The organism is Streptomyces sp. NBC_01012 (genome assembly GCF_045162755.1).
Lineage (GTDB): Bacteria > Actinomycetota > Actinomycetes > Streptomycetales > Streptomycetaceae > Streptomyces.
Genome location: NZ_CP108688.1, coordinates 2,859,204 through 2,884,372, shown reverse-complemented (window position 1 = coordinate 2,884,372; position 25,169 = coordinate 2,859,204). Strand labels below are relative to the sequence as shown.

The following is a 25,169-nucleotide window of genomic DNA, read 5'->3' as shown; positions in this document are numbered from 1 at the left end:
TCGCGACGATCCGATAACGGCTTCCGTACGGGTCCTTATCTGACATCTACGCGCGTTACGATCGCCGCGAAACCAGCGCCGGAAGAGGCGCTTCGGTCAGGTTGAAGGAGCCTTCCCTTGCGCCGCGTATCCAAGATCGCTGCTGCGTGTACCGTTTCCGCGGCTCTCGCCTTCACTGCCACCGCGTGCGGTGAATCGTCCACCGAGAGCAGTGGTTCCGACAAGGACCAGATGAAGATCGGCATGGCCTACGACGTCGGCGGCCGTGGCGACAACTCGTTCAACGACTCCGCCGCCCGTGGCCTGGACAAGGCCAAGAAGGAGTTCGGCGCCGACACCAAGGAGCTCACCGCCAAGAGCGGCGAGACCCCGGCCGACCGTGAGCAGCGCCTCGCCTCGCTCGCCGAGGGTGGCTACAACCCGGTGATCGGCGTCGGTTTCGCCTACCAGCCGGCGCTCGAAAAGGTCGCCAAGGCGCACCCGGAGACCACCTTCGGCCTGATCGACTCGGTGTCCGAGACGAAGAACGTGGCGTCCATCGTCTTCACCGAGGAGCAGGGCTCCTACCTCGCGGGTGTCGCGGCGGCGCTGAAGTCCAAGGACGGCCAGGTCGGCTTCATCGGCGGTGTCGACCTTCCGCTGATCAAGAAGTTCGCGGCCGGCTTCCGACAGGGCGTGACGGAGACGGACCCGAAGGCCAAGGTCCAGATCCAGTACCTGTCCACCGGGTCGGACCTGTCCGGCTTCGGCAGCCCCGACAAGGGCGAGGCCGCCGCCAAGGGCATGCTGGACAAGGGCGCCGACGTGATCTTCGCCGCCGCCGGCGGCTCCGGCGCCGGCGCCATCGAGGCCGTGGCCGGCAAGAAGGGTGCCTGGTCCATCGGCGTCGACTCCGACCAGGCCAAGGACCCGGCCCTGTCGAAGTACGCCGACACGATCATGACGTCGGTCGTCAAGAACGTCGACAGCGGTGTCTATGACCTGGTGAAGTCCGTCAAGGACGGCAAGCCCCTCACGGGTACGCAGACTTACTCCCTGGCCGAGGACGGTGTCAGCCTGACCACCACGGGCAACCACCTCGACGACGTCCAGGCGAAGATCGACGAGGCGAAGAAGAAGATCGCCGACGGCACGATCAAGGTCAAGTCCACCACCTGACCGGTCCGTTGAAGTCGGGGTCCGCGGGCGTGGTTTCCACCGCGCCCGCGGACCCCGATTCACGTACACCTCCGGGCCGGGGCCCCACAGCGTGTGTCGGTATCGTGCTCCTGGTCCGCCACCTGTCGCCGGGTGGCCAACGATTCGGTGGCGCTACGCGCGTAGTGCCCGCCGAGCGCGGTATTTTTCGCCACCGGTCCCCGCGCTGTGTCCGAACATCGCCCGCCCTCCGCTCCTGCCAAGGAGAGTGCGCCATCAAAGCGTCCAGCAGTCCTCATGCCGTAGAGCTCCGCGGCATCACCAAACGATTCCCCGGCGTCGTGGCCAACCACGACATCGACATCACGGTGAGGCGTGGCACCGTCCACGCCCTTGTCGGTGAGAACGGCGCCGGCAAGTCCACCCTGATGAAGATCCTTTACGGGATGCAGAAGCCGGACGAGGGCACCATCTCCGTGGATGGTGACCAGGTCTCGTTCGGCAGCCCGGGCGACGCCATCGGCCGCGGCATCGGCATGGTGCACCAGCACTTCATGCTCGCCGACTACCTCACGGTCCTGGAGAACGTCGTCCTCGGCTCCGAGAAGCTGCACGGCATCGGGGACAGGGCGCGGGCGAAGATCAGGGAGATCTCCGACGCGTACGGCCTCGGGGTCCGCCCCGACGCCGCCGTCGAGGACCTCGGGGTCGCCGACCGTCAGCGGGTGGAGATCCTCAAGGTCCTCTACCGGGGCGCCCGTACGCTGATCCTCGACGAACCGACAGCGGTCCTCGTGCCGCAGGAGGTCGACGCGCTCTTCGACAACCTGCGTGAGCTGAAGGCCGAGGGCCTCACCGTCATCTTCATCTCCCACAAGCTGGGCGAGGTGCTGTCGGTCGCGGACGAGATCACCGTGATCCGGCGCGGCACGACGGTGGGCACCGCGGACCCCGCGCACACCACGAGCAAGCAGCTCGCCGAGCTGATGGTGGGCAGCGAACTCCCCTCGCCCGAGACCCGGGAGTCCACCGTCACCGATACGCCGATGCTCGGCGTGGACGACCTGCGGCTGACGGCCACCGACCCGGACGGTGTGGTGCGTGCCGTGCTCGACGGCATCACCTTCACCATCCACAAGGGCGAAGTGCTCGGCATCGCGGGCGTCGAGGGCAACGGCCAGTCCGAACTCGTCGACGCCATCATGGGTATGCGCACCCTCGACAAGGGCACGCTCACGCTCGACGGCGCCGACCTCTCCCGCACGGCCACACGCAAGCGCCGCGAGGACGGCATGGCCGTCATCCCCGAGGACCGGCACCGGCACGGCCTTCTCCTGGACGCACCGCTCTGGGAGAACCGCATGCTGGGCCATGTCACCGAGAAGCCCAACAGCAAGGGCCCCGTCCTCGACCTCAAGGCGGCGCGCGCCGACACCGAGCGCATCGTGCGCGAGTACGACGTCCGCACCCCCGGCATCGAGGTCACCGCGGCCTCGCTCTCCGGCGGCAACCAGCAGAAGCTGATCGTCGGCCGCGAGATGAGCCACCACCCGAAGCTGCTGATCGCCGCCCACCCCACCCGGGGCGTGGACGTCGGCGCACAGGCGCAGATCTGGGACCAGATCCGCGAAGCGCGCCGTGAAGGCCTCGCGGTCCTGCTGATCTCCGCGGACCTCGACGAGCTCATCGGGCTCTCGGACACGCTGCGCGTCATGTACCGCGGCCGCCTCGTGGCCGACGCCGACCCGGCGACCGTCACCCCCGAGGAGCTCGGCTCGGCGATGACCGGTGCGGCTGCCGGGCACCTGGAAGCGCCGGACACCACGGGCGGCGACGACACCGGGGCCGACAGCCCCGAAACCGGCCCCCGGGACGGGGGAGAGGACCGATGAAGAAGTTCGACAAGGAGCGGCTGCTCCTGGGGATCGCCGCCCCGCTGCTCGCCATCGTGGTCGCGTTCCTGGTGACCGCTCTGGTGCTCGCGGCCACCGGCAAGGAACCGTTCAGCGCCTTCGGCATCATGTTCGACTACGGGCTGAAGTCGGACAGCCAGGTCTACATCCTCAACAAGGGGACGACCTACTACCTCGCGGGTCTCGCGGTCGCCGTCGGCTTCCGTATGAACCTCTTCAACATCGGCGTCGACGGCCAGTACCGCCTCGCCGCCTTCTTCGCCGCCGCGCTCGGCGGTGCACTCACCCTGCCGGGCGCGCTCCAGATCCCGCTGATCATCCTCACCGCGATGATCGTCGGCGCGATGTGGGCCGGTATCGCCGGTCTCCTGAAGGTCACCCGCGGAGTCAGCGAGGTCGTCTCGACGATCATGCTGAACTCCATCGCGACGGCTGTCATCGGCTACCTCCTCCAGCAGGGCCGCCTCGGCCACCTCGACGAGGCCGGCACCAAGGTGTCCACCACCCCGATCCCGGAGTCCTCGCACTTCTTCGAGTTCCCGACCACCCCGACGCCCGTCTGGGGCTTCGTCGTGATCGCGGTCGTCGCCGGCTTCGCCTACTGGTTCACCCTCACCCGCACCCGGTTCGGCTTCGACCTCCGTACGGTCGGACAGTCCGGATCGGCAGCCGAGGCCAGCGGTGTCGACGTCAGGAAGATGGTCGTCACCTCCATGCTGATCTCCGGCGGTGTGGCCGGCCTGATCGGTATGCCGACGCTGCTCAACGACAGCTACGAGTACAGCGGCGACTTCCCGGTCGGCATCGGCTTCACCGGCATCGCCATCGCGCTGCTCGGCCGTAACCACCCCATCGGCATCGCACTCGGCGCGCTGCTCTGGGGCTTCCTGGAACGCGGCACGGGCAAGCTCGAATTCGAGGGCTACGACAAGGAGATCGTCGGCGTCATCCAGGGCGTCATCGTCCTCTGCGTCGTCATCGCCTACGAAGTCGTCCGCCGATTCGGCCTCAAGCGCCAGCAGAGCAGGGTCGGCGCGGAACTCGCCGCCAAGGCCGCACGTAACTCCGACCAGCAGGAGGTGTCGGCGTGACCGCCACGGCGACTTCCACCCCGCCCCCCGCGGCCCCCAAGGTCTCCGGCGGCAAGGGCGGCCGCACCCGCTTCAGCTTCCCCGTCGTCCTGCTGATCATCGCGGGTGCTCTGCTCGCGCTGTCCGCCGTACGGTCCATCACCGGGGCCCAGGACGTCACCTCGGCCGGGCAGATCAGCGCCGCCCTCGCCATGGCCGTACCGATCGGGCTCGCCGGTCTCGGCGGGCTCTGGTCCGAGCGGGCCGGCGTGGTCAACATCGGCCTCGAAGGCATGATGATCCTCGGCACCTTCTTCGGCGCCTGGGCCGGCTGGCAGACCGACCCCTGGATCGGTGTCCTGGCCGGAGTCGTCGGCGGCATGCTCGGCGGGCTGCTGCACGCCTTCGCGACCGTCACCTTCGGCGTCGACCACATCATCTCCGGCATCGCCATCAACATCCTGGCCCTCGGCTTCACGACGTACCTGGCCAAGCTCTGGTTCAACACCGGAGAGGCGTCCGAGAAGGGCGGCAGCCCGAAACAGTCGCCACCGGCCGACAGCATCACGCAGGTCACCGTCCCGGGGCTGTCCGGCTGGCTGCACTCGGTCGAGCAGCACCACTGGTTCTTCGTGTCCGACGTCGCCGGCATCCTCGGCGGACTCGTCACCCACGTCTCGCTGCTGACGCTGGTGGCCGTCGTGCTCTTCGCCGCCACGTTCTTCATCCTGTGGAAGACCTCGTTCGGCCTGCGACTGCGCTCCTGCGGGGAGAACCCCGTCGCCGCCGAGTCCCTGGGCGTCAACGTCTACCGCTACAAGTACATCGCCGTGATCGTCTCCGGAGGTCTGGCCGGTCTCGGTGGGGCCTTCCTCTCCCTCGTCACCTCGCACATCTACAACGAGGGCCAGACGGGCGGCCGCGGATACATCGGTCTCGCCGCGATGATCTTCGGTAACTGGCGGCCCGGTGGACTCGCCATGGGCGCAGGCCTGTTCGGCTTCGCCGACGCCCTCCAGCTGCGCAACGGCGGCGAGTCCGTCCATGCGCTGCTCCTGCTGCTCGTGGTGCTGCTCGCCGTACTGGCGGCCTGGAAGCTCTACCGCAAGAGCTTCGTGCCCGGAGTCATCAGCGCCGTCATCGCCGCCGCGGTGCTCGTCTGGTACCTCGCCACCGACACGGTGCCCACCGAGTTCGTCAGCGCCACCCCGTACGTCGTCACCCTGCTGGTGCTCTCGCTCTCCGCGCAGCGCCTGCGCATGCCGAAAGCCGACGGCATGCGCTACCGGAAGGGACAGGGCAAGTGACGGACAGCGCGGCCCCCGTCGACTGGGACGCACTGCGCGAGGCCGCCCGGGACGCGATGTCCCGGGCGTACGCCCCGTACTCGGGCTATCCGGTCGGCGTGGCGGCCCTCGTCGACGACGGTCGCATGATCACCGGATGCAACGTCGAGAACGCCTCGTACGGCGTCGGCCTGTGCGCCGAGTGCGGGCTCGTCTCCCAGCTGGCCGCCACCGGCGGTGGCCGGCTGACCCATTTCACCTGCGTCGACGGCACGGGCGCCGTGCTCGTGCCGTGCGGGCGGTGCCGGCAGCTGCTGTACGAGTTCGGCGGGCCGGGCCTCGTTCTGGAGACCCCGGACGGCTTCCGTACGCTCGACGAGATGCTGCCGCAGGCCTTCGGGCCGCAGCATCTGGGGTAGCAGCCCACCCGGGCTGGAGCCCACCTGGGCTGGAGCCCACCTGGGCTGGAGCCCACCTGGGCTGGAGCCCACCTGGGCTGGAAGCCCTCTCCTCCCTCCTCTTCACCCACCACCCGGCCGGAAGGACTCCCCACCCCTCATGGACGCCATCTCCGTCATCCGCACCAAGCGGGACCGCGGCGAGCTCAGCCCCGAGCAGATCGACTGGGTCATCGATGCGTACACCCGCGGCGAGGTCGCCGACGAGCAGATGTCCGCACTGGCCATGGCGATCCTGCTGAACGGCATGAACCGTACCGAGATCGCCCGCTGGACCGCCGCGATGATCGCCTCGGGCGAGCGGATGGACTTCGGCGCGCTCTCCCGCCCCACCACCGACAAGCACTCCACCGGTGGCGTAGGCGACAAGATCACGCTGCCGCTGGCCCCGCTGGTCGCCGCCTGCGGCGCCGCGGTGCCGCAGCTCAGCGGCCGGGGCCTCGGCCACACCGGCGGCACCCTCGACAAGCTGGAGTCCATCCCCGGCTGGCGCGCCCACCTCTCCAACGCCGAGATGCTCGACGTCCTGGACACCACGGGCGCGGTGATCTGCGCGGCCGGCGACGGCCTCGCCCCCGCCGACAAGAAGCTGTACGCGCTGCGCGACGTCACCGGCACCGTCGAGGCGATCCCGCTGATCGCCAGCTCGATCATGTCCAAGAAGATCGCCGAGGGCACCGGGGCGCTCGTCCTGGACGTCAAGGTCGGCTCCGGCGCCTTCATGAAGACGATCGAGGACGCCCGCGAACTGGCCTCCACCATGGTCGCGCTGGGCACCGACAGCGGCGTACGGACGGTGGCGTTGCTCACCGACATGGCGACCCCGCTCGGCCTGACCGCGGGCAACGCCCTCGAGGTGCGCGAGTCCGTCGAGGTGCTCGCCGGCGGGGGCCCGCAGGACGTCATCGACCTGACCCTCGCGCTGGCCCGCGAGATGCTCGACGCCGCCGGACTCAAGGACGCCGACCCGGAGAAGGCCCTCGCCGACGGCTCCGCCATGGACGTATGGCGCCGCATGATCTCCGCCCAGGGCGGCGACCCGGACGCCGAGCTCCCCGTCGCCCGCGAACAGCACGTGATCAGCGCCCCGTCCTCGGGCGTGCTGACCCGCCTCGACGCGTACGACATCGGCGTCGCCGCCTGGCGCCTCGGAGCGGGCCGCGCCCGCAAGGAGGACCCGGTGCAGGCGGGCGCGGGCGTCGAACTGCACGCCAAGCCCGGCGACACGGTGACCGAGGGACAGCCGCTGCTGACCCTGCACACGGACACCCCCGAGAAGTTCGGCTACGCCCTCGACGCGCTGCCCGGCTCCTACGACATCGCCCCCGCGGGCACCCCCTTCACCGCCACGCCGGTGGTGCGGGAACGTATCGCCTGACCTGGGGTTCTCCCTTCCGGGTGAACGGGACCTGTGGACTGCCACGGGTCCCGTTCGGCGTGCCGGACCCGGTCCCGGGCGACGCGCCGACACGCGGGGACCGCAAGCAGCGCACCCCCGCGCCGATGAATTTCGGGCGCCCTGCCGGTCTCTGTGGTGTGGATGCCTTGACGCCGAACGTCCTCGTCCTCACCGGTCGGATCACCCGCGCCGATGTGCCGGGCCTCTGCGCCCGGCTGGAGGCGCTGGTGAGCGGTGCTTCCAGCACTCCCGGCGCATCCAGCGCATCCAGCGCATCCAGCGCATCCGGCGCATCCGGCGCTTCCAGCACTCCCGGCGCATCCGGCACCTCGGGGACGGAGCGCGTCGTGGTGGACTGCGACGTGGGCGGTGTCGTGCACCCGGATCTGGCCGTGGTCGAGGCCGTCGCACGACTGGGTCTCGTCGCACGCCGGGTCGGGGGCGCCCAGCTGCGGCTGCGCAACGTCCCGGCCGAACTCGACGCGCTGCTCGGCCTGGTGGGGCTGACCGACGCGGTGGAAACCATCCGCAGGGCCCCCGAGTGACCGACCGCCTCCTCAGCCGGCGTCGGCCTCCAGATGGTCGGGGAGCCCGAACAGCGGGAACCAGCGCGGGGTGTCCAGGAAGCAGTGCATGCCCGTGATGGCACCGTCCGAGATGTCGATCACCTGCACCGCCCACGGCACGAAGCCCGGCCCGTCCGGATTCGGCTTGTAGTGCGCGAAGGCCGGTGTGCCGTTGGCCTCCGTCGCCACCAGCCGGGAGCCCGCACAGCCCGCGCCGATGCTGAGCATGAAGCCGGTGATGTCGTCGTGTCCCCGAAGCCAGAGATCGAACGGCGGCATGGTCATCACGGCGTCCTCATGGAGCAGCGCCGTCAGCGCCGCCATGTCGTACCCCTCGAACGCCGCCACATAGCGCTCAAGCAGCTTGCGCTGCTCGTCGTCCAGCGGATTGGCGGCGTCCGCTGCCGCGCTGTCCGCGTCCGTCTCCGACAAGGTCGCCCTCGCACGCTGCAAGGCGCTGTTGACCGAGGCGACCGAGGTGTCGAGCAGCTCGGCGACCTCGCTCGCCTTCCACGCCAGGACCTCGCGAAGGATCAGCACCGCACGCTGCTTGGGCGGGAGATGCTGGAGCGCGGCGACGAACGCGAGGCGCACCGACTCACGGGCCACGGCCGCCTCCGCCGGGTCGTCCATCGAGGGCAGGATGCGGCCGTCCGGCATCGGCTCCAGCCAGGTGTTCTCCGGAAGCGGATTCAGCGCGGCCTGGGCCAGCGGTGTCGGACCGGTCAGATCCACCGGCCTGGCCCGCTTGTTGCCCGCGTTCAGCATGTCCAGGCAGACGTTCGTCGCGATGCGGTACAGCCAGGAGCGCAGGGAGGAGCGGCCCTCGAACTTGTCGAAGCTGCGCCAGGCGCGCACCAGCGTGTCCTGGACCGCGTCCTCCGCCTCGAAGGCCGAGCCCAGCATCCGGTAGCAGTAACCGGTCAGCTCGACCCGGTGCCCTTCCAGGCGGCTGTCGATCTCCGCTGTCGCCGCTGTCCGATCACTCATCGCTTCACCCCTGTTGCGCTGTGACACCGCTCACTCAGCACTGTGGAAGCTACAGCAGGGCACTGACAACAGGGGACGGAAGCGGGAAAACCGCTGCTCAGGCGTCGGGCCGTGATCGGGGGGCGTCACGCGGCACCCGGAGCCGTCACGCGGCGCGGAGTCGCTCCGTCCGGGCCGCGCGGCTGCCGAACACGGTGATCGACAGGACGCCGAGGATCGCCAGGACGCCCAGCACGACCGTGCCGGCCCACCCCCCGGCGTGGAAGGCGACCGCGCCGAGCGTGCCGCCCGCGCTGGATCCCAGGTAGTACGCGGACTGGTAGAGCGCCGACGCCTGGGCGCGGCCCGACGTCGCCGTACGGCTCACCGATGACGAGGCGACCGCGTGCCCGGCGAAGAAACCGGCCGTGATCAGGACGAGGCCGGCCAGGACGGCGGTCAGCTGGTCGGCCAGCGACAGCAGCAGACCCGCGGCGGTCGTGGACACGGCCAGGTAGAGCGCGCCCCGGCGCCCCAGCCGGGCGACCAGTCGGCCCGCGGCGGCGGAGGAGACCGTACCGACGAGGTAGACCAGGAAGATCGAGCCGACGATGCCCTGGGGGAGGTTGAAGGGCTCCTCGACGAGGCGGTAGCCGATCACGGTGTACACCGCGCCGAACACCGTCATGAACAGGGCGCCGATCGCGTACAGCCTGCGCAGCAGCGGGTTGGCGAGGTGACCGGTGACGGTCTTCGCCAGGGCCTTCGGGTTGAGCGACGCGGGGCTGAAGTGCCGCGCCTTGGGGATCATGAAGTGGAAGACCGCGGCGCACACCACGGCCAGCAGCCCGATCGCGCCGAGCGCCACCCGCCAGCCCCACAGCTGGGCGACCCAGCCGGAGAGGATACGGCCGCTCATGCCGCCGATGCTGTTGCCCGCCACGAACAGTCCGATCGCGGCCACCAGCGCCTTGGGCCGTACCTCCTCGGCCAGATACGCCATCGCGGAGGCGGGCAGTCCTGCCAGTGCGGCGCCCTGGACCGCGCGCAGCGCGATCAGCCAGCCGAGCGACGGGGCGAAGGGCACGAGCAGCCCGATCACCACGGCGACCGACAGGGAGGCCGTCATCATCTGCCGCCGCCCGAAGCGCTCGGAGAGCGCACTCAGCGGCAGGACACACAGCGCCAGCGCACCCGTCGCAGCCGAGACCGTCCAGCTCGCCTGGCCGGCCGTCGCGCCGAAGGACGCGGAGACGGACGGCAGCAGGGCCTGAGTGGAGTAGAGGAGAGCGAAGGTCGCGATCCCCGCCGAGAAGAGCGCGAAGCTCATCCTGCGGTAGCCGGGACCACCGGGCGTGAGGCGGTCCGGGGAGACGGGGGTCGGGGAGACGGCGGCCGGGGACGAGGGGGACGGAGCGGCGGCGTCCAGCGCGATGGTGGACGCCTCGGTACTGGCAGGAGGCATGCGGCGAACGTAGCTCCGCACGATTTCATGCGTCCAATGCATGAAACCCTCATAATCGTTCCCATGGCGCATCAACGCAGCTCACAGCCGCAGCTGTCACCGAGCAGTTACGAAGAAGACATCCGGGCCGTGCTCGCGCCACGCCTCGCGTACTTCGAGGCGGTGGCGCGCCACGAGCATGTCACCCGGGCCGCGCACGAGCTCGGCGTCCCGCAGTCGACGCTGTCGCGGGCCATGGCCAGACTGGAACAGGACCTGGGCGTGGCCCTGTTCGCCCGCCGGGGCCGCACCGTCTCGCTCACCCCAGCGGGCCGCACGTTCCTCGGCTCCGCCGAACGCGCCCTGGCCGAGGTGGAGAAGGCCGCCGACTCGGTACGCGCCGACGCCGATCCCACGGCGGGCAAGGTCGCCTTCGGTTTCCTGCACACCATGGGATCCGAGACCGTGCCCGCCCTGATCCGCGCCTTCCGCGTCGACCACCCCCGGGTCCGCTTCCAACTCGTCCAGAACTACGGCGAGGCGATGATCGAGCGCCTGCGCGCGGGCGGCCTCGACCTCTGCCTCACCTCGCCCGTCCCCGACGCCCCGGACCTCGTGGCCCGGCGCCTGGACGAGCAGCGGCTGCGTCTGGTCGTCCCCGACGACCACAGCCTGGCGGGTCGCCGACGGATCCGCCTCGCCGAGGCCGCCGACGAAACCTTCGTCACTCTCGAACCCGGCTACGGACTGCGCCGGATCACGGACGACCTCTGCGCGGAGGCGGGCTTCACCCCGAGGGTCGCGTTCGAGGGCGAGGAGGCGGAGACCCTGCGCGGCCTGGTCGCGGCCGGGCTGGGAGTGGCCCTGCTGCCGCCGCCGGCGGTGGCACGGCCCGGGGTGGTCGAGCTGACGGTGACGGCGCCGCGCGCGGCCCGCGAGATCGGGGTCGCCTGGCTGGACGGCCACCCCGACACCCCGCCGGTCGCCGCCTTCAAGCACTTCCTGCTGTCACGCCGAGGCAGCCTGCTACCGGACTGACACCACCACGAGGCCCGACGACCGGCCCGGTACCCCGGTGCCTCGGCCCCTCGCCTCTCCTGCCCCAGGCCCGGTCAGTGCCGCAGCGACCGCCCGAACCCCGCCGCGAGCGGCATCCGCAGCCCCAGCGGCGGCGGAGCGGCGAACGCGTCCATCACCGGGCGGGCGTACGACCGGGCGAACAGCGAACCCCGTATGAAGTCCGCGGCCAGCGCCATCACTTCGGACCGGTGCTGACGCAACGCGTGCCCGTCCGAATGGACCTCGAAGCGACAGGTGTCCCGGTTGGACTTCTTGGCCCGCTCGGCCAGCCGGTAGGACAGCTCAGGATTGGTCCGCGCGTCGTTCGTACCGTGCACGATCAGGACCCGGCGCCCCGCCAGGTGCTTCACCGGTTCGGGCTCGCGCGACGCGTCCTCCTCCGGGATCCAGGGGGCCATCGCCAGCACGGAGTTGACGGCGCTGTGCCCGGCGCCCCGCAGTGCTGCCCGGCCGCCCATGCCGTGGCCGACCAGGCACACGGGGATGTCGCCGTATCGGCGTACGACCTCGTCGGCCGCCCAGAGTGCGTCGGCCGCCGGATCCGCGTCGGCGTTCCACCCCCGGGTGCGGTAGCGCACGACGTGCACCGCGAGCCCGTCGTCCTGGCCGGCGCGGGCCAGGTTCCGGGCGAACGGCAGCTGCGCCGCGTACGAAAGGGTGGAGGGACGGCGTCGGGAATCGGTCTCGCCGTCAGGGAGCAGCAGGACCACGCCGCTGACCTCGGGTGCTTCTCCGGCCGTGAGGACGGCCCGTCCCAGCCTGGCGGCAGGCAGGGGAAGTGCGCGCTGTGCCATGACAGAACAGTGTCAGAAGCACGGGTGTATTCCACCCGGCTTCGCGGTCACTGTTACGCATCGGCGCTGCGCATCGGCAGGCAGCGCTCTACGCGCGTAGGCGCTACAGTGCCCCAATGACGAGCCAGACCAGCCAGACCCCGAATGTCCCCGGCCCCGAGCAGATCCGCCGCGCGCCCAAGGTGCTCCTCCACGACCACCTCGACGGTGGCCTGCGCCCCGGCACCATCGTCGACCTGGCCCGTGAGCAGGGCTACGACGCCCTGCCCGAGACCGAGCCCGACAAGCTCGGCACCTGGTTCCGCGAGGCGGCCGACTCCGGTTCGCTGGAGCGCTACCTGGAGACGTTCGCCCATACCTGCGCCGTCATGCAGACCCGCGACGCGCTGTTCCGGGTGGCCATGGAGTGCGCCGAGGACCTCGCCGAGGACGGCGTCGTCTACGCCGAGGTGCGGTACGCGCCCGAGCAGCACCTCACCGAGGGTCTCTCCCTCGAAGAGGTCGTCGAGGCCGTCAACGAGGGCTTCCGCGAAGGTGAGCGCCGCGCCCACGCCGCCGGCCACCGCATCCGCGTTGGCGCCCTCCTCACAGCGATGCGGCACGCGGCCCGCGCCCTGGAGATCGCCGAGCTCGCCAACCGCTACCGCGATCTCGGCGTCGTCGGCTTCGACATCGCCGGCGCGGAGGCGGGCTACCCGCCCACCCGCCACCTGGACGCCTTCGAGTACCTCAAGCGGGAGAACAACCACTTCACCATCCACGCGGGCGAGGCCTTCGGGCTGCCGTCGATCTGGCAGGCCCTGCAGTGGTGCGGCGCCGACCGGCTCGGCCACGGCGTCCGCATCATCGACGACATCGAGATCGCCGACGACGGCAGCGTGACCCTCGGCCGCCTCGCCTCCTACGTCCGGGACAAGCGCATCCCGCTCGAGCTCTGCCCGACCTCCAACCTGCAGACCGGCGCCGCGGCCTCGTACGCGGAGCACCCGATCGGGCTGCTGCGGAGGCTGCATTTCCGCGCCACGGTGAATACGGACAACCGGCTGATGAGCGGGACGAGCATGAGCAAGGAATTCGAGCGACTGACCGAGACTTTCGGATACACGCTCGACGACATGCAGTGGTTCACCGTCAATGCGATGAAATCAGCGTTCATTCCTTTCGATGAACGTCTGGCGATGATCAACGACGTCGTGAAGCCCGGATACGCGGAGCTGAAGTCCGAGTGGCTCTTCCGTCAGACGGCCGTGACCAGCCTCTCTTCATCCCCTGCGGGCTGACAGAACGAAAAGCGAACCGGTCGGGGGCGCTATATCCCGGCCGTATCCCAGCCGTTTTACGTGTCCCGGCATGTTTGCGGGAGAGGCGCGCGGCTGACTACGTTGCAGAGCCGCTCACATCCCCTTCCCCAAGGATGAATTTCACATGAAGCAGTCTGCTGTCAGGACCCTCGGTGTCGCCGCTCTCGGCGCCGCTTTCGCCGCCGCGGGCGCGGGCAGTGCCTCCGCCGTCGCCGTGCCCGTCGACTCCCTGGCCGGCGCCCTGCCCGCCGGTGTCGCGCTCGACTCCGTCACCGACGCGCTGCCGGCCGTGCAGAAGGCGGCCGGCGGCGTGCTCGACCAGCAGCAGCGCGGCAGCAGCGACCTCTCGGCCCCCGGCACCAACCTGCTCGGCGGCCTCCCGGTCAACGGCCTCACCGGCGCCCTGCCGCCGCTCGGCGGCTGACCCCCCGCACGCACAGATGGGGCGCACTCCCGGACCGGGTGTGCGCCCCATCTGCGTACTCATGCCTGATCTCGGCGGTCACCAGGCCGTCGGCGTCGCGGCGCGGTTCTTCTCGGACGGCAGCAGGACCCACAGGGCCAGGTAGAGCACGAACTGAGGTCCGGGGAGCAGGCACGACAGCAGGAAGATGACGCGCATCGTCCCGGCGGATGTACCGAAACGCTGTGCCAGCGCCGCACACACTCCACCGAGCATGCGTCCTTCTCGGGGGCGTACAAGTCCGGCCATGGTGGGCTCCTTCGCGAACCGATTCGGGGAGCTGCTCCGTCGCGCTCCCGGTACTTCCATAGTGACTCCACCGGGTACGACGGGGCGTCGCTCTACGGTGCGATGCCGACCCTGGTAATCGTCGGGGTAGATCCCTGAGGGCTCTCATCCCGGAGCATCAGGCTCCCGTAACGGATCCGGGACAGGTCGCCGGCCCCCGCCCGGTTCCCCCTGCGCAGCCGTGACCGCGACAGCGGGACGACCAGCAGATGGGCCAGCGCGACGCCGACGGTGTTCAGCAGCATCGAGTCGACGTCGACGACCTGGCCGGGCACGCTCGTCTGCGCCAGCTCGATGGCCATCGAGATCAGCGCGCCGGCCGCGACCGTACGGGCCAGCGACGCCCAGGGGGACACGCGCAGCCTGCCGCCGGCCATCGGCAGCAGTATGCCCAGCGGCGCCAGCAGCAGCAGGCCCTTGCCGATGCGGCTGATCGCCTCGGCGGGACCCAGGGCGAGGTCCGCCCTGATGCCGGCGAGTGGCTGGAAGTTCGCGGCCGTCACCCAGGGCACGTCCAGCGGGCGCAGTGTCAGCCAGCAGACGAACAGAAGATGCACGAGGAGGAGGGCTACCCCCGCCGCGCGGAAGCGGATGACGGCCGGGCCGTCCGAACTGTGACGCACGTGCACCAAGACGCCACGACCGGCAGGATCGGTTCCGTCCGCCCCGGGGAACCCGCTGTGACCCCCGGCACGGGCGGCGGCGGGCCGTCGGGCGGGCCGCCGGCGGGTCGCTGGGGGGAGGTTAAGGACGTACGTAAGGGGTAAATCGGGCGGCCCGCCGTCCGTAACCACCCCGCCGTCCGTAACCACCCCGCGTCCGTGACCGCGCCGCCGCTGCCCGCGCCGCCGGTCGGCGCCCGGGGGGTCAGGAGAGTTCGACCGCGCCCAGGGTGGGGACCTCGCCGGGGAGGCTCTTCGTCTCCGACGTGCACAGGTAGGCGCGGGGGGCGTAATGGCCCGGGCCGCCCAGGAGCACCGAGCCGCCGGAGCCGATCGACTTGCTGTCGGCGTACGAGCACACCATCTGCGCGAGGGCCTCCGCCGGCAGGTCGTCCGGCTGCTCGCTGAGGCGCAACGTGCCGTCCGGGTCCCCCTTGCGCGCCTCGGTGACCCGCAGCCCCGCCGGGACGTCGGTGGTGAATCCGGCGCGCCGCTCGGCGGCGTCCGGTTCACGCTGCAACTGGCTCAGGAGCGCCTGCGCGACGAGGAGGGGACGGGAGCGGGAGTCGTCGACGTCGACCGTGCGCTCGACCGTCGCCAGCTGCGAGGCGCAGACCAGATAGACCCGCATGGAGACACTGCCCGCGGGGGGTACGGACGCCTCGGCCGACGTCGTCCGGCATGGCATCCGGGACGGCGCCGCCCCCGCGTCGACCGGTACCGAGGTGCTGCGGATGCCGCAGCCCGCGGCCAGCGCCGCGCAGGCCACGACGGCCGCCAGCGCGGCCCCGGCCCGGCGGCCCCCGGAGCGCGCTCCCGGCCCGGAGCCCGCGCCCGGACCGGCCGGTCGCGGTGTGCGGTACGCCCGCTCGCTGCGCGTCACTTGGCGTCGCCGCCCTTCTCGTTCCGGCCAGGGCCGTCGTCGTCGTCCTCGGGGGCGTCGGCCAGGCCTTTCGCGTCCCGGGGGAGGCGCAGCGTGAACACCGCGCCCTGGCCGTCCGGCAGGTTCGAGGCCGTGATGTCGCCGCCGTGGATGTGCGCGTTCTCCACCGCGATGGAGAGGCCGAGCCCGCTGCCGTCGGAGCGCGGGCGTGAGGCGCTCGCCTTGTAGAAGCGGTCGAAGACGTGGGGCAGGACCTCTTCCGGGATGCCGGGGCCGTGGTCGCGTACCTCGATGACCAGATCGTCCTCGTCGGTCCGTACGGACACCCGGACCGGCGACCCGCCGTGCTTGAGGGCGTTGCCGATCAGATTGGCCAGGATCACGTCGAGCCGGCGCGGATCGAGCCGCACCATGATGCCGCGCTCGGCGTCCAGATCGACCGCGTCCAGCCAGGCGCGGGCGTCGATGCAGGCGGTCACCTGGTCGGCGACATCGACCGTGTCCAGGACGAGGCGGGCCGTACCGGCGTCGAAGCGGGTCACCTCCATGAGGTTCTCGACGAGGTCGTTCAGCCGCCGGGTCTCGCTCACCACCAGGTGCACGGCCGGGGCGATCATCGGGTCCAGGCTGTCCGCCTCGTCCTCCAGCACCTCGGCGACGGCCGTGATCGCGGTCAGCGGGGTGCGCAGCTCGTGCGACATGTCGGCGACGAATCTGCGGCTCGACTGCTCGCGCGCGCTCATGTCCGCGACCTGTTTCTCCAGGGAGATCGCGGCCTTGTTGAACGTACGGGAGAGATCGGCGAGTTCGTCGGTGCCGGAGACCACGAGACGGGTGTCGAGCTTGCCCTCGCCGAGTTTCCGGGCCGCGTCGCCGAGCCGTTGCACCGGCCGCAGCACGGTCGTCGCGGAGGCCTGGGCGAGGAGCGCCGAGCCGACGAGGGCCAGGGCGGTGGCGATGCCCAGTGACCACGCCAGCGAGCTGAGGTCCTGACGTTCCTGGTCGAGCGACTTCAGCATGTAACCGGCCGGACCACCACCGATGATCTTCGTCCCGGCCACCAGGTACGGGGTGCCGCCCAGGGTCGTACGCTGCCAGAACAGGTGGTATTCGACGGTGTTGGCCGACGTCAGCGGCTGCTTCTTGTTCACCTGCTTCTGCAGCGAGGCGGGCACGTCGGCCTTCGTGAAGGAGTCCAGATCGGAGGACCCGGCGACGGGCTTGCCGTCACGGGCGCCGATCAGCAGCACGTGATAGCCGGGGCCGCTGCTGGCCATCTGCTCGGCGGCGTCCTGCAGATCGTCCGCCGTGGGCTGCAGGGGCAGCGAGGCCGCCCGGTTCTGCATCTGCCGGCGGAAGTCGCCGAGAGCCGTGTCCTGCGTACGCGTCAGGACGGCCTCGCGGTTGAGCCAGTACGCGATGCCCGAAGCGGACACCGCCGCCGTCAGAGCCACCAGCGCGAACACGATCAGCAGCCGGAGCCGCAGACTGGTCCAGCGAAGACCCGCGAGTATGGAACGCTTCGCGGAATCACTCACTGAGGCGTGTCCAGCCGGTAGCCCACACCCCGCACGGTACGGATCAGGGTCGGCGAGGACGGCACGTCCTCCACCTTCGCCCGCAGCCGCTGCACACAGGCGTCCACCAGCCGGGAGTCACCGAGGTAGTCGTGCTCCCAGACGAGGCGCAGCAACTGCTGCCGGGACAGCGCCTGCCCCGGGCGACGGCTCAGCTCCAGCAGGAGGCGCAGCTCGGTCGGCGTGAGTTGCAGATCCTCCCCGTTCTTCGTGACGGTCATCGCGGAACGGTCGATGACGACACTTCCGAACGTGGCCGAGTCCGTGGACTCTCTCTCACCACGGCGCAGGACCGCGCGGATACGGGCATCGAGCACCCGGCCCTGTACGGGTTTCACGACATAGTCGTCCGCGCCGGACTCCAGTCCCACCACGACGTCGATGTCGTCGTTGCGCGCGGTCAGCAGAATGATCGGCAGCTGGTCGGTACGCCGGATACGCCGGCACACCTCGAAACCGTCGATCCCGGGCAGCATCACATCCAGCACAACCAGGTCCGGCCGCTGCTCCCGGAGCAGCTCCAGGCCGTCCTCTCCCGTCGCCGCGGTGGCCACACGGTGGCCCTGGCGTGACAGCGAGAGTTCGAGGGCCGTGCGGATGGCGTCATCGTCCTCGATCAGCAACAGGAAAGGCACAGGGGCCATTCTGGCCCATGGCGGTGCCGGGTTTCGACAATCCCCCCGACTTGATCGCCCGACATGCCCTGTGACAGCCCTGTGACAGTCGGGGGACAGCGCCATGAAACTGCCCCGGCAAGCTCGTTGGCACAAGGAACGAACGGACTCCACCGATGGGGGGCGCCAGATGAACGCACTGCACAGCACCACCTCAAGCGCAGTTGTCACGCGCCTTCACGACGTCGGGCGGAGCCCGGAGAAGTCCCCGGCCGGGGGGCGGGGGCGTACACGTGGCGCAGGGCGTCAGCACACGTCGTACCTGACGATGGTTGACGTCGCCACGGGGGAAAACGGGGGAAGCGCGTACGGGGAGGTCTCGGGGGAGCGGAAGCCCCTCGTCGAGACGGAGGACGCCGAAGCGGTGTTCACCGCCTACGTCAAGGAGCGCCGCGCCTCCCTGTACGCGACCGCCTACCACCTGACCGGCGACCGGTTCGAGGCCGAGGATCTGCTGCAGAGCGCCCTCTTCTCGACGTACCGGGCGTGGGACAGGATCAGCGACAAGGCGGCCGTCGGCGGATACCTCCGCCGCACCATGACCAATCTGCACATCAGCGCCTGGCGCAGGCGCAAGCTGAACGAATACCCGACCGAGGAGCTCCCGGAGACGGTGAGCGACACGGACGCGATGCGTGGCACGGAACTGCGCGCGGTGCTCTGGCAGGCACTCGCACGGCTGCCCGAACTCCAGCGCACGATGCTGGTCCTCCGCTACTACGAGGGCCGCACGGACCCGGAGATCGCGTCCATCCTCGACATCAGTGTCGGCACGGTGAAGTCGAGCATCTGGCGGTCACTCCGCCGGCTGCGCGAGGACGAGGTCCTCAGCTTCGGCCGTGACGAGGAAGAGTCCTTCGGCGAGCTTGTGGCCTGAGGTCTACGGGGGAAACGGGACCACGGGGGAAACGGTCCCGGGGGTATGGGGGTACGGGGGAACACGGGGTACGGGGGGAGCACGGGGTACGGGGGAAAGGCCGCAGCTTCGGGGGAAGCGGCGGCACGGGGGTGATACGCAGCTGGGGCGGACGGGCCGGGGGGTCCCGTCCGCCCCAGCCGCGTTCGCCCGGGGAGAGCAGCCCCTGCTGACGAATGTCACGGCGGGCCCTCCGCGTGGCTCTTTCCAGTTCCTGCGAAAGAGGAGCTTGTTAGCCTGTGTCAACACGGGTGTTCGAAGGGGTGCAGGGGGACAAGTGAGCGGCCAGACAGGCGATCAGACTTCGACGTCTCCTCCTCCGGTGTACGGCCCCTTTGTGCCAGGTGCTGATCTGGTCTCCACTCCTGCCGAGAAGCGCGCTGCGGCCAACGTCATAGAGCAGCACCTCCAGGGTGACACCAAGACGGCGGGCGAGTGGGCACAGACGGAGACCTCGGCCGCAGTCAAGGAGTTCGCTGCCAAGGACGGCCAGGGGTGGATCACTTCACGTGCGCTCAAGAACGCGCACAAGACGTGGGGCGATCAGGTGAGGAACCTGTTGAACCGGCTCGCTACAGAGAAGGATGCACTGCGTGGTGCCCACGCGCCTCTGCACGGCACCGACACTCTGACCGGGGGGCAGATTCGCCCGCCCTCGCCGTTTGACGGCTACTGAGGCTGCGGCGCAGAGCATGAGCTGGCATTCCGGACAACGGGGGTAATGCATGCCTACATTTCACGAAATAATGACCACGGATCTATCCTCTCTGACTACCGCTGCGGACAAGTGGACCGAGATGGCTGCCGAGTTCCACAAACGTGAGGAGCGGTACGACAGCGAGGTTCGCGGTATCACGATGGGAGATACCTGGATCGGCCTGAGCGCGACCGCTGCCAACGCGATGTTCGGCATCACGCTCAACGAGTACAAGGCGGCCCAGGCGGAGGCGAAGGCGATGGCCTCGCTTCTGAGGGATGCCCACTCCCAGTTCGTGGACCTGAAGAGCAAGCTGCAGGTGGCGAAGGACGATGCGGTCAAGGCCGGAATGCTGGTGTCGGATACTGGTCGGGTCACGTTCGACTCGGCGAGCCTGAGTGAAAGCGCACGGATCGCGTACCAGCACGATCCGGATTATCAGAAGTCGGTGAGCGAGGATGTCAGCTCACGGCAGCAGAATATCAACCGTCTTGTCGCGGCCGTGACCGACGCGGACGCCGGTGTGGAGATCGCCCTGAAGGGCGTCGTGCAGGACAGCGACGCCCTGGATGGCACGATGAACGGCTTCAACGCCAAGCCCCTCGACGACATAGAGAAGTACGAGGTGCTCAACACCGAGGAGATCGCGAAGCGCATGATCGGGGGCGAGGATGTCTCCGAGGCTGAAATAGCGGAGTTTGCGCGGTCGATGAGGGACAACGGCGACGACCCGGCCTTCGCCAAGTCTTTCCTGGGCGAGCTGGGTGCCGATGGCACCGTCAAACTGAGTGACGTCCTGGCCGACCGCGAGCAGGATTCGGGATCTTCGAGCAAGCAGTACACGGAGCTGCTGGGGGGATTGGCCAACACGGTCGCGACGGCCACACATGTTCCCGGTTCGATGGCGGACGCGGCGCCGGGCTCCGCGAAGTTCCAGAGTTGGCTGGCCAGTGACGACGGTGCCTTCTATCGGCAGTTCTCGGCCGGGCTCAAAGAGGCCGGAGCCAAGAACTACGACTCGAATACCAACCCGCTGTACGGCTACCGCCCGTTCGTCGAGATGATGACGCACGCAGACGTCCCGTATGACGACCAGTTCCTTAATCAGCTCGGCGACGACATGATCGCTGCTGAGAAGAAGAACACGACGATGTTCGCGCAGTGGGGCGGCAACCACACCGAGGGTCGGGCCGACGCCCTCGACAGCCTCCTCGACGTGATGAGCAAGACCCCCGACGCCGCCACCGCCTTCTTCGATCCGGAGCAGGATCACGGGCAGTCACACCTGGAATACCTGGTGGGCAGTGGGGAGAGAGCGCGGGAGTGGCCGCAGATGGCTGTCCCGGCCGGTTCCACGGTGGTGGTGCACGATGACCCGCTCAGCCGCCATGGCCTGGGGGCCGCACTGGAGGCGGGATCCACTGGGCACGCGCCGCTGGGGGACGGGCAGGACCCGTGGCCTGAGGCGAAACACAACGAGGCGCACGCCAGGGTGATGGCAGGCGTAGTGGCCGCGCTGGCGCCGAGTTCCGGCACCGACGCTTCGGTGCCGGAGGCGCTGCGAGAGCCCCTGGCGAATGCGCTGGGGGAGTATGCCAGTGACACGCACCAGGTCATGAAAAACGATGCTGACTACGTCAAGGCCGCCACTCACGGTTCTTTCACCAACGCTGAAGGTTCGCATCTCGCGGTGAACGTGCGTGACCTGGTCCAGGTGATGCGAGGTGTATCCGAGGACCCGGAGGCTTACGGGACGCTGCACAAAGCGGAGTCTCGCTACATCGACCTCGAGATGGAGCGTGTTCCGGACGGTGCGAGTCATACGGAGATGGCCCAACCGATTCGCGAGGGAGGTAATGCCCTCGGTGTCTTGACCGGGATCAGGGAGGATGTAATCAATGACAACCGCATGGACGAGTATGCCGAGGCCGACTGGAAGTCCAAGATGCTCTATCACGTTGTCGGCGGTGCGCTGACCCCCCTCCCAGGCATGGGAGATTTCGTGCAGCGGGGTGTGGACGTATGGGCGTCAGAGGTAGGCGGTGCCCTGAAGTCGGATGCGGATGCAACTGCCAATTCGGGCGTTGCTTCGGAGTTCCTCGAAACGAACCAACAGATGTCCCTTATGGTCGACGGCTGGGCAAAGGGCCGTTCGGACATTGATGCCTCCACTTCTGAGGGGAAAGCCGAGCTTTCCGGCCTCAGTCAGGACGTACATGAGGCGCACATAAGTGGTGCGGAAACAGCCAACAAGTACCTGTCGGATACGGCGAACTGAGCTTCCATGTCCTCTTCTTCCTCTGCCTCTGACGGGCATACCGCTCTAGTACAGGGTTTCAGGGGCCGTCCTCGATTTCTCGTTGTGGCCGTTCTGTTCGCCTGCCTCCTCGTCGCAGCCGGTGCCGTGTGGTTCGTGCGAACCTCTTCCGGGTCGGCTTCGTCGTGCGGGGTGTTGCAGGACGACGAGCGTGTGCAGAAGGCACTGGGCGACGACCGCTACGACGCGGGGATGTCGTGCGCCGAGCTGGGGGCGGCGGTGAAGGCTGTCACGGTCGGGGCGGAGCCGGGGGCGCATTCGCTGAGGCAGGCGCAGGCGATGAAGGATGTGCTCCTCGCGGTCGCCGACAGTCTTGATGAGACGGGTGGACGACTGGATCCCGAACTGCGGCTGCCGCTGGGGGAGATGCTCAGCGGCTATCGGGCGGACCTTCAGCAGATCATGGGGTTGACGCCCGTGGACTACGTGAGGCACGGGCCCGCGTCCAAGCCGGCGTGGGAGGACGACGAGGGCGGCGTCCACGTGTCGGTGAGCTGGAAGCCGGCACTGCTGCCCGTGGTCCGGGCGGTGTCCGAGGATCCCGGTGCCTATGCCGTGATCAGGGATGCGATGACGGGGCAGGCGGCGGACGGGCTCGCGGCGATGAAACCGGACAGCACGGGGGACATGTTGAGCGCGCCCCCGGCGCGCAGCTCCTGGGCCCTCGGCAGTCTCGACGGCGTCGCAGCCGACGTGGTCGGCGATCTCGAGCGGGAGCGCGGTCAGGAGTGGCAGACGGCCGTCCTTGATGCCTTGACGCCGACCGGCGGGGGAGGGAAGGGGGCCGCTGTTCCGGTTTTCTCCCGGGACGCGGAGGGGTATCTCGTAGCCCGGTGGCGCAGGCACCTGGCCGCGGAGGGGACCAAGTCCCTGGAGGCCCAGGGCGCGTCGATGTTCGGCGACTGGTGCGATGCCGTGGGGGTCACCGGGGCCGGGCGGGACACGGTGGCCGATCGGGCCGGACGTGGGCAGCGTACGGCCGGCCGTGAGGTTCTGGCGGACCTGGGCGACTGAGCGGTCGGGCCCACCTGGCCGTTCAGGAACATGAAAAACGCCGCACACGCGGCCAGGTGGATCAGCCGCGGGCCAAGGCCACGAGGAATCGTGTCTGCGCGTCGTCCCGGCTCGTGCGCATCCTGGGGGCCGCGGCGAGGATGGCGAGGGCTCGGCACCAGGCCAGGACTCGGCGAGGGGAGAGGCCGGGCACCAGTGTTGCCAGCTTCTCGATCCTCCGCTCCAGCGCTGCCAGGTCCGTAGCGCCGTCGAGTGCCCAGTCCACGGCGTCGAAGTCCGGGTCACCCCAGGCCGGCCTCGGGTCGATCGCCACCAGGCGCATTCCCGGGCTGGACAGCGCGTGGCCGAACATCAGGTTGCCGGACAGTACGTTGGCCGGGTGGAGATCGCCGTGTACGAGTCCGACGGGTCCGCTGTCCGCGAGTTCCAGGGCCGCCGTCCGGGCCTGAGCAGTCATGCGCAGGCATTCCGTGCGGGCCGCTGCCAGCCTGCGGGCGGTCAGGTCGAAGAGCGAGTCGATCCGGTGTGAGAGGGGCCGCAGTACCGAGTGCTGATCCGGTGCGGCGGGAGGGACCCGTAGGTCTCGTAGCAGTGCTGCGACCTCGGATACGTTCCGGGTGAGCTGCCGCGCCGGTACTCCCGGTTCCACGTTCTCCAGCAGCAGCGCCCCGGCTGCGAGGTCCGCTGCCAGCAGGTTGACGACCGACGGCGTGTCCGCCCAGGCCCGCAGGGCTTCGGCTTCCTCGCGGGCGATCGACGGGTCCGGAGTGAGCTTCAGCCAGACCGAGGAGACCGAGGCGCCGGTGTCGCGTCGTAGGCAGCGGAACACCCGTGAGGTGCCTCCGCCGCCCGTCGTGACGGGGGTCAGGTTCCAGCGGGCGGCGAGTTCGGTGACGAGAGCCGGCAACTCGTCACACCAGTCGAGTACTTCGGCCCCGAAACGCACCACGAGCCGGTTTCGGACCTCCGGTGCGACGCGGGCCACATCCGTCATGCCTGCCTACTCCGGGACCCGAGCCCCCACCGTCGCCCGTCTGCACCGGCCCGCCGCCGCGGCGGCCAGGCGGCCCAGGGCCTCCTGTTTGGCGCAGGGGTGGGCGCCCAGTGCCGTCTGGCGGGCCACGATGCGGCGTTCGGCGCGCATCAGGCGCCAGCCGCGGCGCAGCAGGAAAGGGACCGACTTGCGGCCCTCGCGGAGGTCCCGCAGCAGTCGGCGCCGGAAGGTCGTCGACGGTCGGCCGCGCAGGCACAGCGCGTCCGCGAGCAGGCCGAGCTCCTGGCAGCGTTCCACTATGTCCGCCGCGAAGATGCCCTCAGCGACGAAGAGCGGCGTGCGTTCGATGTCGAGCGTCTCGCGGCCCGTGCGTGAGCTGGTGGCGAGGTCGTACAGGGGAACGGACGTGCGACCCGTACGGCACAGCTCCGCGACGGCCGCGACCGCGCCGTCCGCGTCCCAGGACAGGGCCGAATCCCAGTCGATGTCCGTACTGCCGGTGACCCGGGGCAGTGTCGGATCGTTTCCCTCTTTGTAGAAGTCGTCCAGGCGGAGCACCGGGAGACCGCTGCGGGCCGCGAGGGACGACTTGCCGGAGCCGGACGGACCGGCGAGCAGCACGACGCGCGTGGGGATCGGTTGGGAACTCACAGGACAGAAGTGTGAGGCATTGACCCGCGTAGGGGATCCCCGGGAGGTCCTGTTGGTATCGAGCATCACACCTCAACTACTCTGCGCACACGAATGATTACCCGACACGTCCCGATCAGGTGGGAAAACATGGCACGTCATGCACTGTCCAAGTCCCGGCACCGCACCCTGCTGCGCACCGGTCTGACCCTCACCGCGCTGGGCGCGGCGCTCGGTGCGGGAGGTGCGGCGGCGGCCCAGGCGGCGCCGCTGCCCGCCCCGCCCGCGACCGGCGCGGACACCGCGACCGGAGCGGACGCCGCGGGCACCGAGGACGGCGCCCTGGCGTCCGTCGGTGACGCGGCGGAGCCCGCGCTGAACAGCGTGCTCGGCTACGGGATCGTGGGCGCGGTCAAGCCCGTGACCGAACTCCAGCTGGACCCGCTCGCCGGTACGGGCGTGGACCCCCTGGACAACGCGGTCGGCACCCAGATCGCGGACTTCAAGCCCGTGACCACGGCCCTGGTGACGGACCCGATCACCAGTGGTGCCGCGCTCGCCGATCTGCCCCTGGTCGGCGAGGTGACGGGCCTGATCACCGGCTGAACGGGCCGGAGGCATGCGTGTGGGGCCGCCC

At 69.7% G+C, this 25,169-nt stretch carries 25 protein-coding genes; 15 read left to right on the top strand and 10 right to left on the bottom strand.

Features of this window, described 5'->3' with window-relative positions; translation table 11 throughout:
• Positions 1 to 117 precede the first annotated feature (117 nt).
• The 7 genes from OG623_RS12710 (at position 118) to OG623_RS12680 (ending at position 7,808) form a co-directional block, all read left to right on the top strand.
• Positions 118 to 1,158: a BMP family protein gene (locus OG623_RS12710; protein ID WP_406146409.1), complete on the top strand. Its 1,041-nt coding sequence runs from the start codon at positions 118 to 120 to the stop codon at positions 1,156 to 1,158.
• Between the two features lie 254 nt (positions 1,159 to 1,412).
• The gene (locus OG623_RS12705) at positions 1,413 to 3,029 is read left to right on the top strand and encodes an ABC transporter ATP-binding protein (RefSeq protein WP_406151799.1); all 1,617 of its coding nucleotides are present in this window, start codon (positions 1,413 to 1,415) and stop codon (positions 3,027 to 3,029) included.
• Entirely contained in the window at positions 3,026 to 4,141 is a 1,116-nt protein-coding gene (locus OG623_RS12700) for an ABC transporter permease (RefSeq protein ID WP_406146407.1), read from the top strand. Before OG623_RS12705 ends, OG623_RS12700 begins: the two co-directional genes overlap by 4 nt.
• Complete coding sequence (locus tag OG623_RS12695; RefSeq protein WP_406146405.1) at positions 4,138 to 5,427, top strand: ABC transporter permease; 1,290 nt, start codon at positions 4,138 to 4,140, stop codon at positions 5,425 to 5,427. Before OG623_RS12700 ends, OG623_RS12695 begins: the two co-directional genes overlap by 4 nt.
• Positions 5,424 to 5,825 (top strand): cytidine deaminase, encoded by a 402-nt coding sequence (locus OG623_RS12690; protein WP_406146403.1) that lies wholly within the window; start codon positions 5,424 to 5,426, stop codon positions 5,823 to 5,825. Before OG623_RS12695 ends, OG623_RS12690 begins: the two co-directional genes overlap by 4 nt.
• 139 nt (positions 5,826 to 5,964) lie before the next feature.
• Positions 5,965 to 7,242, top strand: coding sequence for a thymidine phosphorylase (locus OG623_RS12685; protein WP_406146401.1), 1,278 nt, complete (start codon positions 5,965 to 5,967; stop codon positions 7,240 to 7,242).
• 125 nt (positions 7,243 to 7,367) lie between these two features.
• Positions 7,368 to 7,808, top strand: coding sequence for a hypothetical protein (locus OG623_RS12680; RefSeq protein ID WP_406151798.1), 441 nt, complete (start codon positions 7,368 to 7,370; stop codon positions 7,806 to 7,808).
• A gap of 12 nt (positions 7,809 to 7,820) precedes the next feature.
• On the opposite strand, the gene OG623_RS12675 is transcribed toward OG623_RS12680, so the two are convergent.
• Together OG623_RS12675 and OG623_RS12670 are read right to left on the bottom strand one after the other, a co-directional pair.
• Positions 7,821 to 8,819, bottom strand: a complete 999-nt coding sequence (locus tag OG623_RS12675; RefSeq protein WP_406146399.1) for a sigma-70 family RNA polymerase sigma factor — start codon at positions 8,817 to 8,819, stop codon at positions 7,821 to 7,823.
• 145 nt (positions 8,820 to 8,964) lie between these two features.
• Positions 8,965 to 10,263 carry an MFS transporter gene (locus OG623_RS12670; RefSeq protein WP_406146398.1) on the bottom strand — a complete coding sequence of 433 codons (1,299 nt, stop codon included), beginning with the start codon at positions 10,261 to 10,263 and terminating at the stop codon, positions 8,965 to 8,967.
• A gap of 63 nt (positions 10,264 to 10,326) precedes the next feature.
• On the opposite strand from OG623_RS12670, the gene OG623_RS12665 reads away from it, so the two are divergent.
• Positions 10,327 to 11,280, top strand: coding sequence for a LysR family transcriptional regulator (locus OG623_RS12665; RefSeq protein ID WP_406146397.1), 954 nt, complete (start codon positions 10,327 to 10,329; stop codon positions 11,278 to 11,280).
• A 74-nt stretch (positions 11,281 to 11,354) separates the two neighbouring features.
• On the opposite strand, the gene OG623_RS12660 is transcribed toward OG623_RS12665, so the two are convergent.
• Positions 11,355 to 12,116, bottom strand: coding sequence for an alpha/beta fold hydrolase (locus OG623_RS12660; protein WP_406146396.1), 762 nt, complete (start codon positions 12,114 to 12,116; stop codon positions 11,355 to 11,357).
• Positions 12,117 to 12,232: 116 nt separating this feature from the next.
• Between OG623_RS12660 and OG623_RS12655 the strand changes: the two genes are divergently transcribed.
• Positions 12,233 to 13,396, top strand: coding sequence for an adenosine deaminase (locus OG623_RS12655; RefSeq protein ID WP_406146395.1), 1,164 nt, complete (start codon positions 12,233 to 12,235; stop codon positions 13,394 to 13,396).
• Between the two features lie 145 nt (positions 13,397 to 13,541).
• Complete coding sequence (locus OG623_RS12650) at positions 13,542 to 13,841, top strand: hypothetical protein (RefSeq protein ID WP_406146394.1); 300 nt, start codon at positions 13,542 to 13,544, stop codon at positions 13,839 to 13,841.
• A 78-nt stretch (positions 13,842 to 13,919) separates the two neighbouring features.
• Here OG623_RS12650 and OG623_RS12645 read toward each other — a convergent pair whose 3' ends face one another.
• From OG623_RS12645 to afsQ1, 5 genes are all read right to left on the bottom strand, one after another.
• Positions 13,920 to 14,129 carry a PspC domain-containing protein gene (locus OG623_RS12645; RefSeq protein WP_406146392.1) on the bottom strand — a complete coding sequence of 70 codons (210 nt, stop codon included), beginning with the start codon at positions 14,127 to 14,129 and terminating at the stop codon, positions 13,920 to 13,922.
• A 92-nt stretch (positions 14,130 to 14,221) separates the two neighbouring features.
• Positions 14,222 to 14,797, bottom strand: a complete 576-nt coding sequence (locus tag OG623_RS12640) for a VanZ family protein (protein WP_406146391.1) — start codon at positions 14,795 to 14,797, stop codon at positions 14,222 to 14,224.
• 238 nt (positions 14,798 to 15,035) lie between these two features.
• Positions 15,036 to 15,713, bottom strand: coding sequence for a hypothetical protein (locus OG623_RS12635; protein WP_406146389.1), 678 nt, complete (start codon positions 15,711 to 15,713; stop codon positions 15,036 to 15,038).
• Complete coding sequence (locus tag OG623_RS12630; protein WP_406146388.1) at positions 15,710 to 17,251, bottom strand: ATP-binding protein; 1,542 nt, start codon at positions 17,249 to 17,251, stop codon at positions 15,710 to 15,712. Before OG623_RS12630 ends, OG623_RS12635 begins: the two co-directional genes overlap by 4 nt.
• Positions 17,248 to 17,925 carry a two-component system response regulator AfsQ1 gene (afsQ1, locus tag OG623_RS12625; protein WP_406146386.1) on the bottom strand — a complete coding sequence of 226 codons (678 nt, stop codon included), beginning with the start codon at positions 17,923 to 17,925 and terminating at the stop codon, positions 17,248 to 17,250. The genes OG623_RS12630 and afsQ1 overlap by 4 nt, the downstream gene beginning before the upstream one ends.
• A 169-nt stretch (positions 17,926 to 18,094) precedes the next feature.
• Between afsQ1 and OG623_RS12620 the strand changes: the two genes are divergently transcribed.
• From OG623_RS12620 to OG623_RS12605, 4 genes are all read left to right on the top strand, one after another.
• Positions 18,095 to 18,841 carry a SigE family RNA polymerase sigma factor gene (locus OG623_RS12620; protein WP_406146384.1) on the top strand — a complete coding sequence of 249 codons (747 nt, stop codon included), beginning with the start codon at positions 18,095 to 18,097 and terminating at the stop codon, positions 18,839 to 18,841.
• Between the two features lie 316 nt (positions 18,842 to 19,157).
• Positions 19,158 to 19,556, top strand: coding sequence for a hypothetical protein (locus tag OG623_RS12615; RefSeq protein WP_406146383.1), 399 nt, complete (start codon positions 19,158 to 19,160; stop codon positions 19,554 to 19,556).
• A gap of 121 nt (positions 19,557 to 19,677) precedes the next feature.
• The gene (locus OG623_RS12610; RefSeq protein ID WP_406146381.1) at positions 19,678 to 21,855 is read left to right on the top strand and encodes a hypothetical protein; all 2,178 of its coding nucleotides are present in this window, start codon (positions 19,678 to 19,680) and stop codon (positions 21,853 to 21,855) included.
• Between the two features lie 135 nt (positions 21,856 to 21,990).
• Entirely contained in the window at positions 21,991 to 22,908 is a 918-nt protein-coding gene (locus OG623_RS12605; RefSeq protein ID WP_406146380.1) for a hypothetical protein, read from the top strand.
• Positions 22,909 to 22,969: 61 nt separating this feature from the next.
• Here OG623_RS12605 and OG623_RS12600 read toward each other — a convergent pair whose 3' ends face one another.
• Complete coding sequence (locus tag OG623_RS12600; RefSeq protein ID WP_406146378.1) at positions 22,970 to 23,902, bottom strand: aminoglycoside phosphotransferase family protein; 933 nt, start codon at positions 23,900 to 23,902, stop codon at positions 22,970 to 22,972.
• Positions 23,903 to 23,908: 6 nt separating this feature from the next.
• Positions 23,909 to 24,619 (bottom strand): uridine kinase, encoded by a 711-nt coding sequence (locus OG623_RS12595; RefSeq protein WP_406146377.1) that lies wholly within the window; start codon positions 24,617 to 24,619, stop codon positions 23,909 to 23,911.
• A 63-nt stretch (positions 24,620 to 24,682) separates the two neighbouring features.
• On the opposite strand from OG623_RS12595, the gene OG623_RS12590 reads away from it, so the two are divergent.
• The gene (locus OG623_RS12590; protein ID WP_406146376.1) at positions 24,683 to 25,138 is read left to right on the top strand and encodes a hypothetical protein; all 456 of its coding nucleotides are present in this window, start codon (positions 24,683 to 24,685) and stop codon (positions 25,136 to 25,138) included.
• The last annotated feature ends 31 nt before the right edge of the window (positions 25,139 to 25,169 follow it).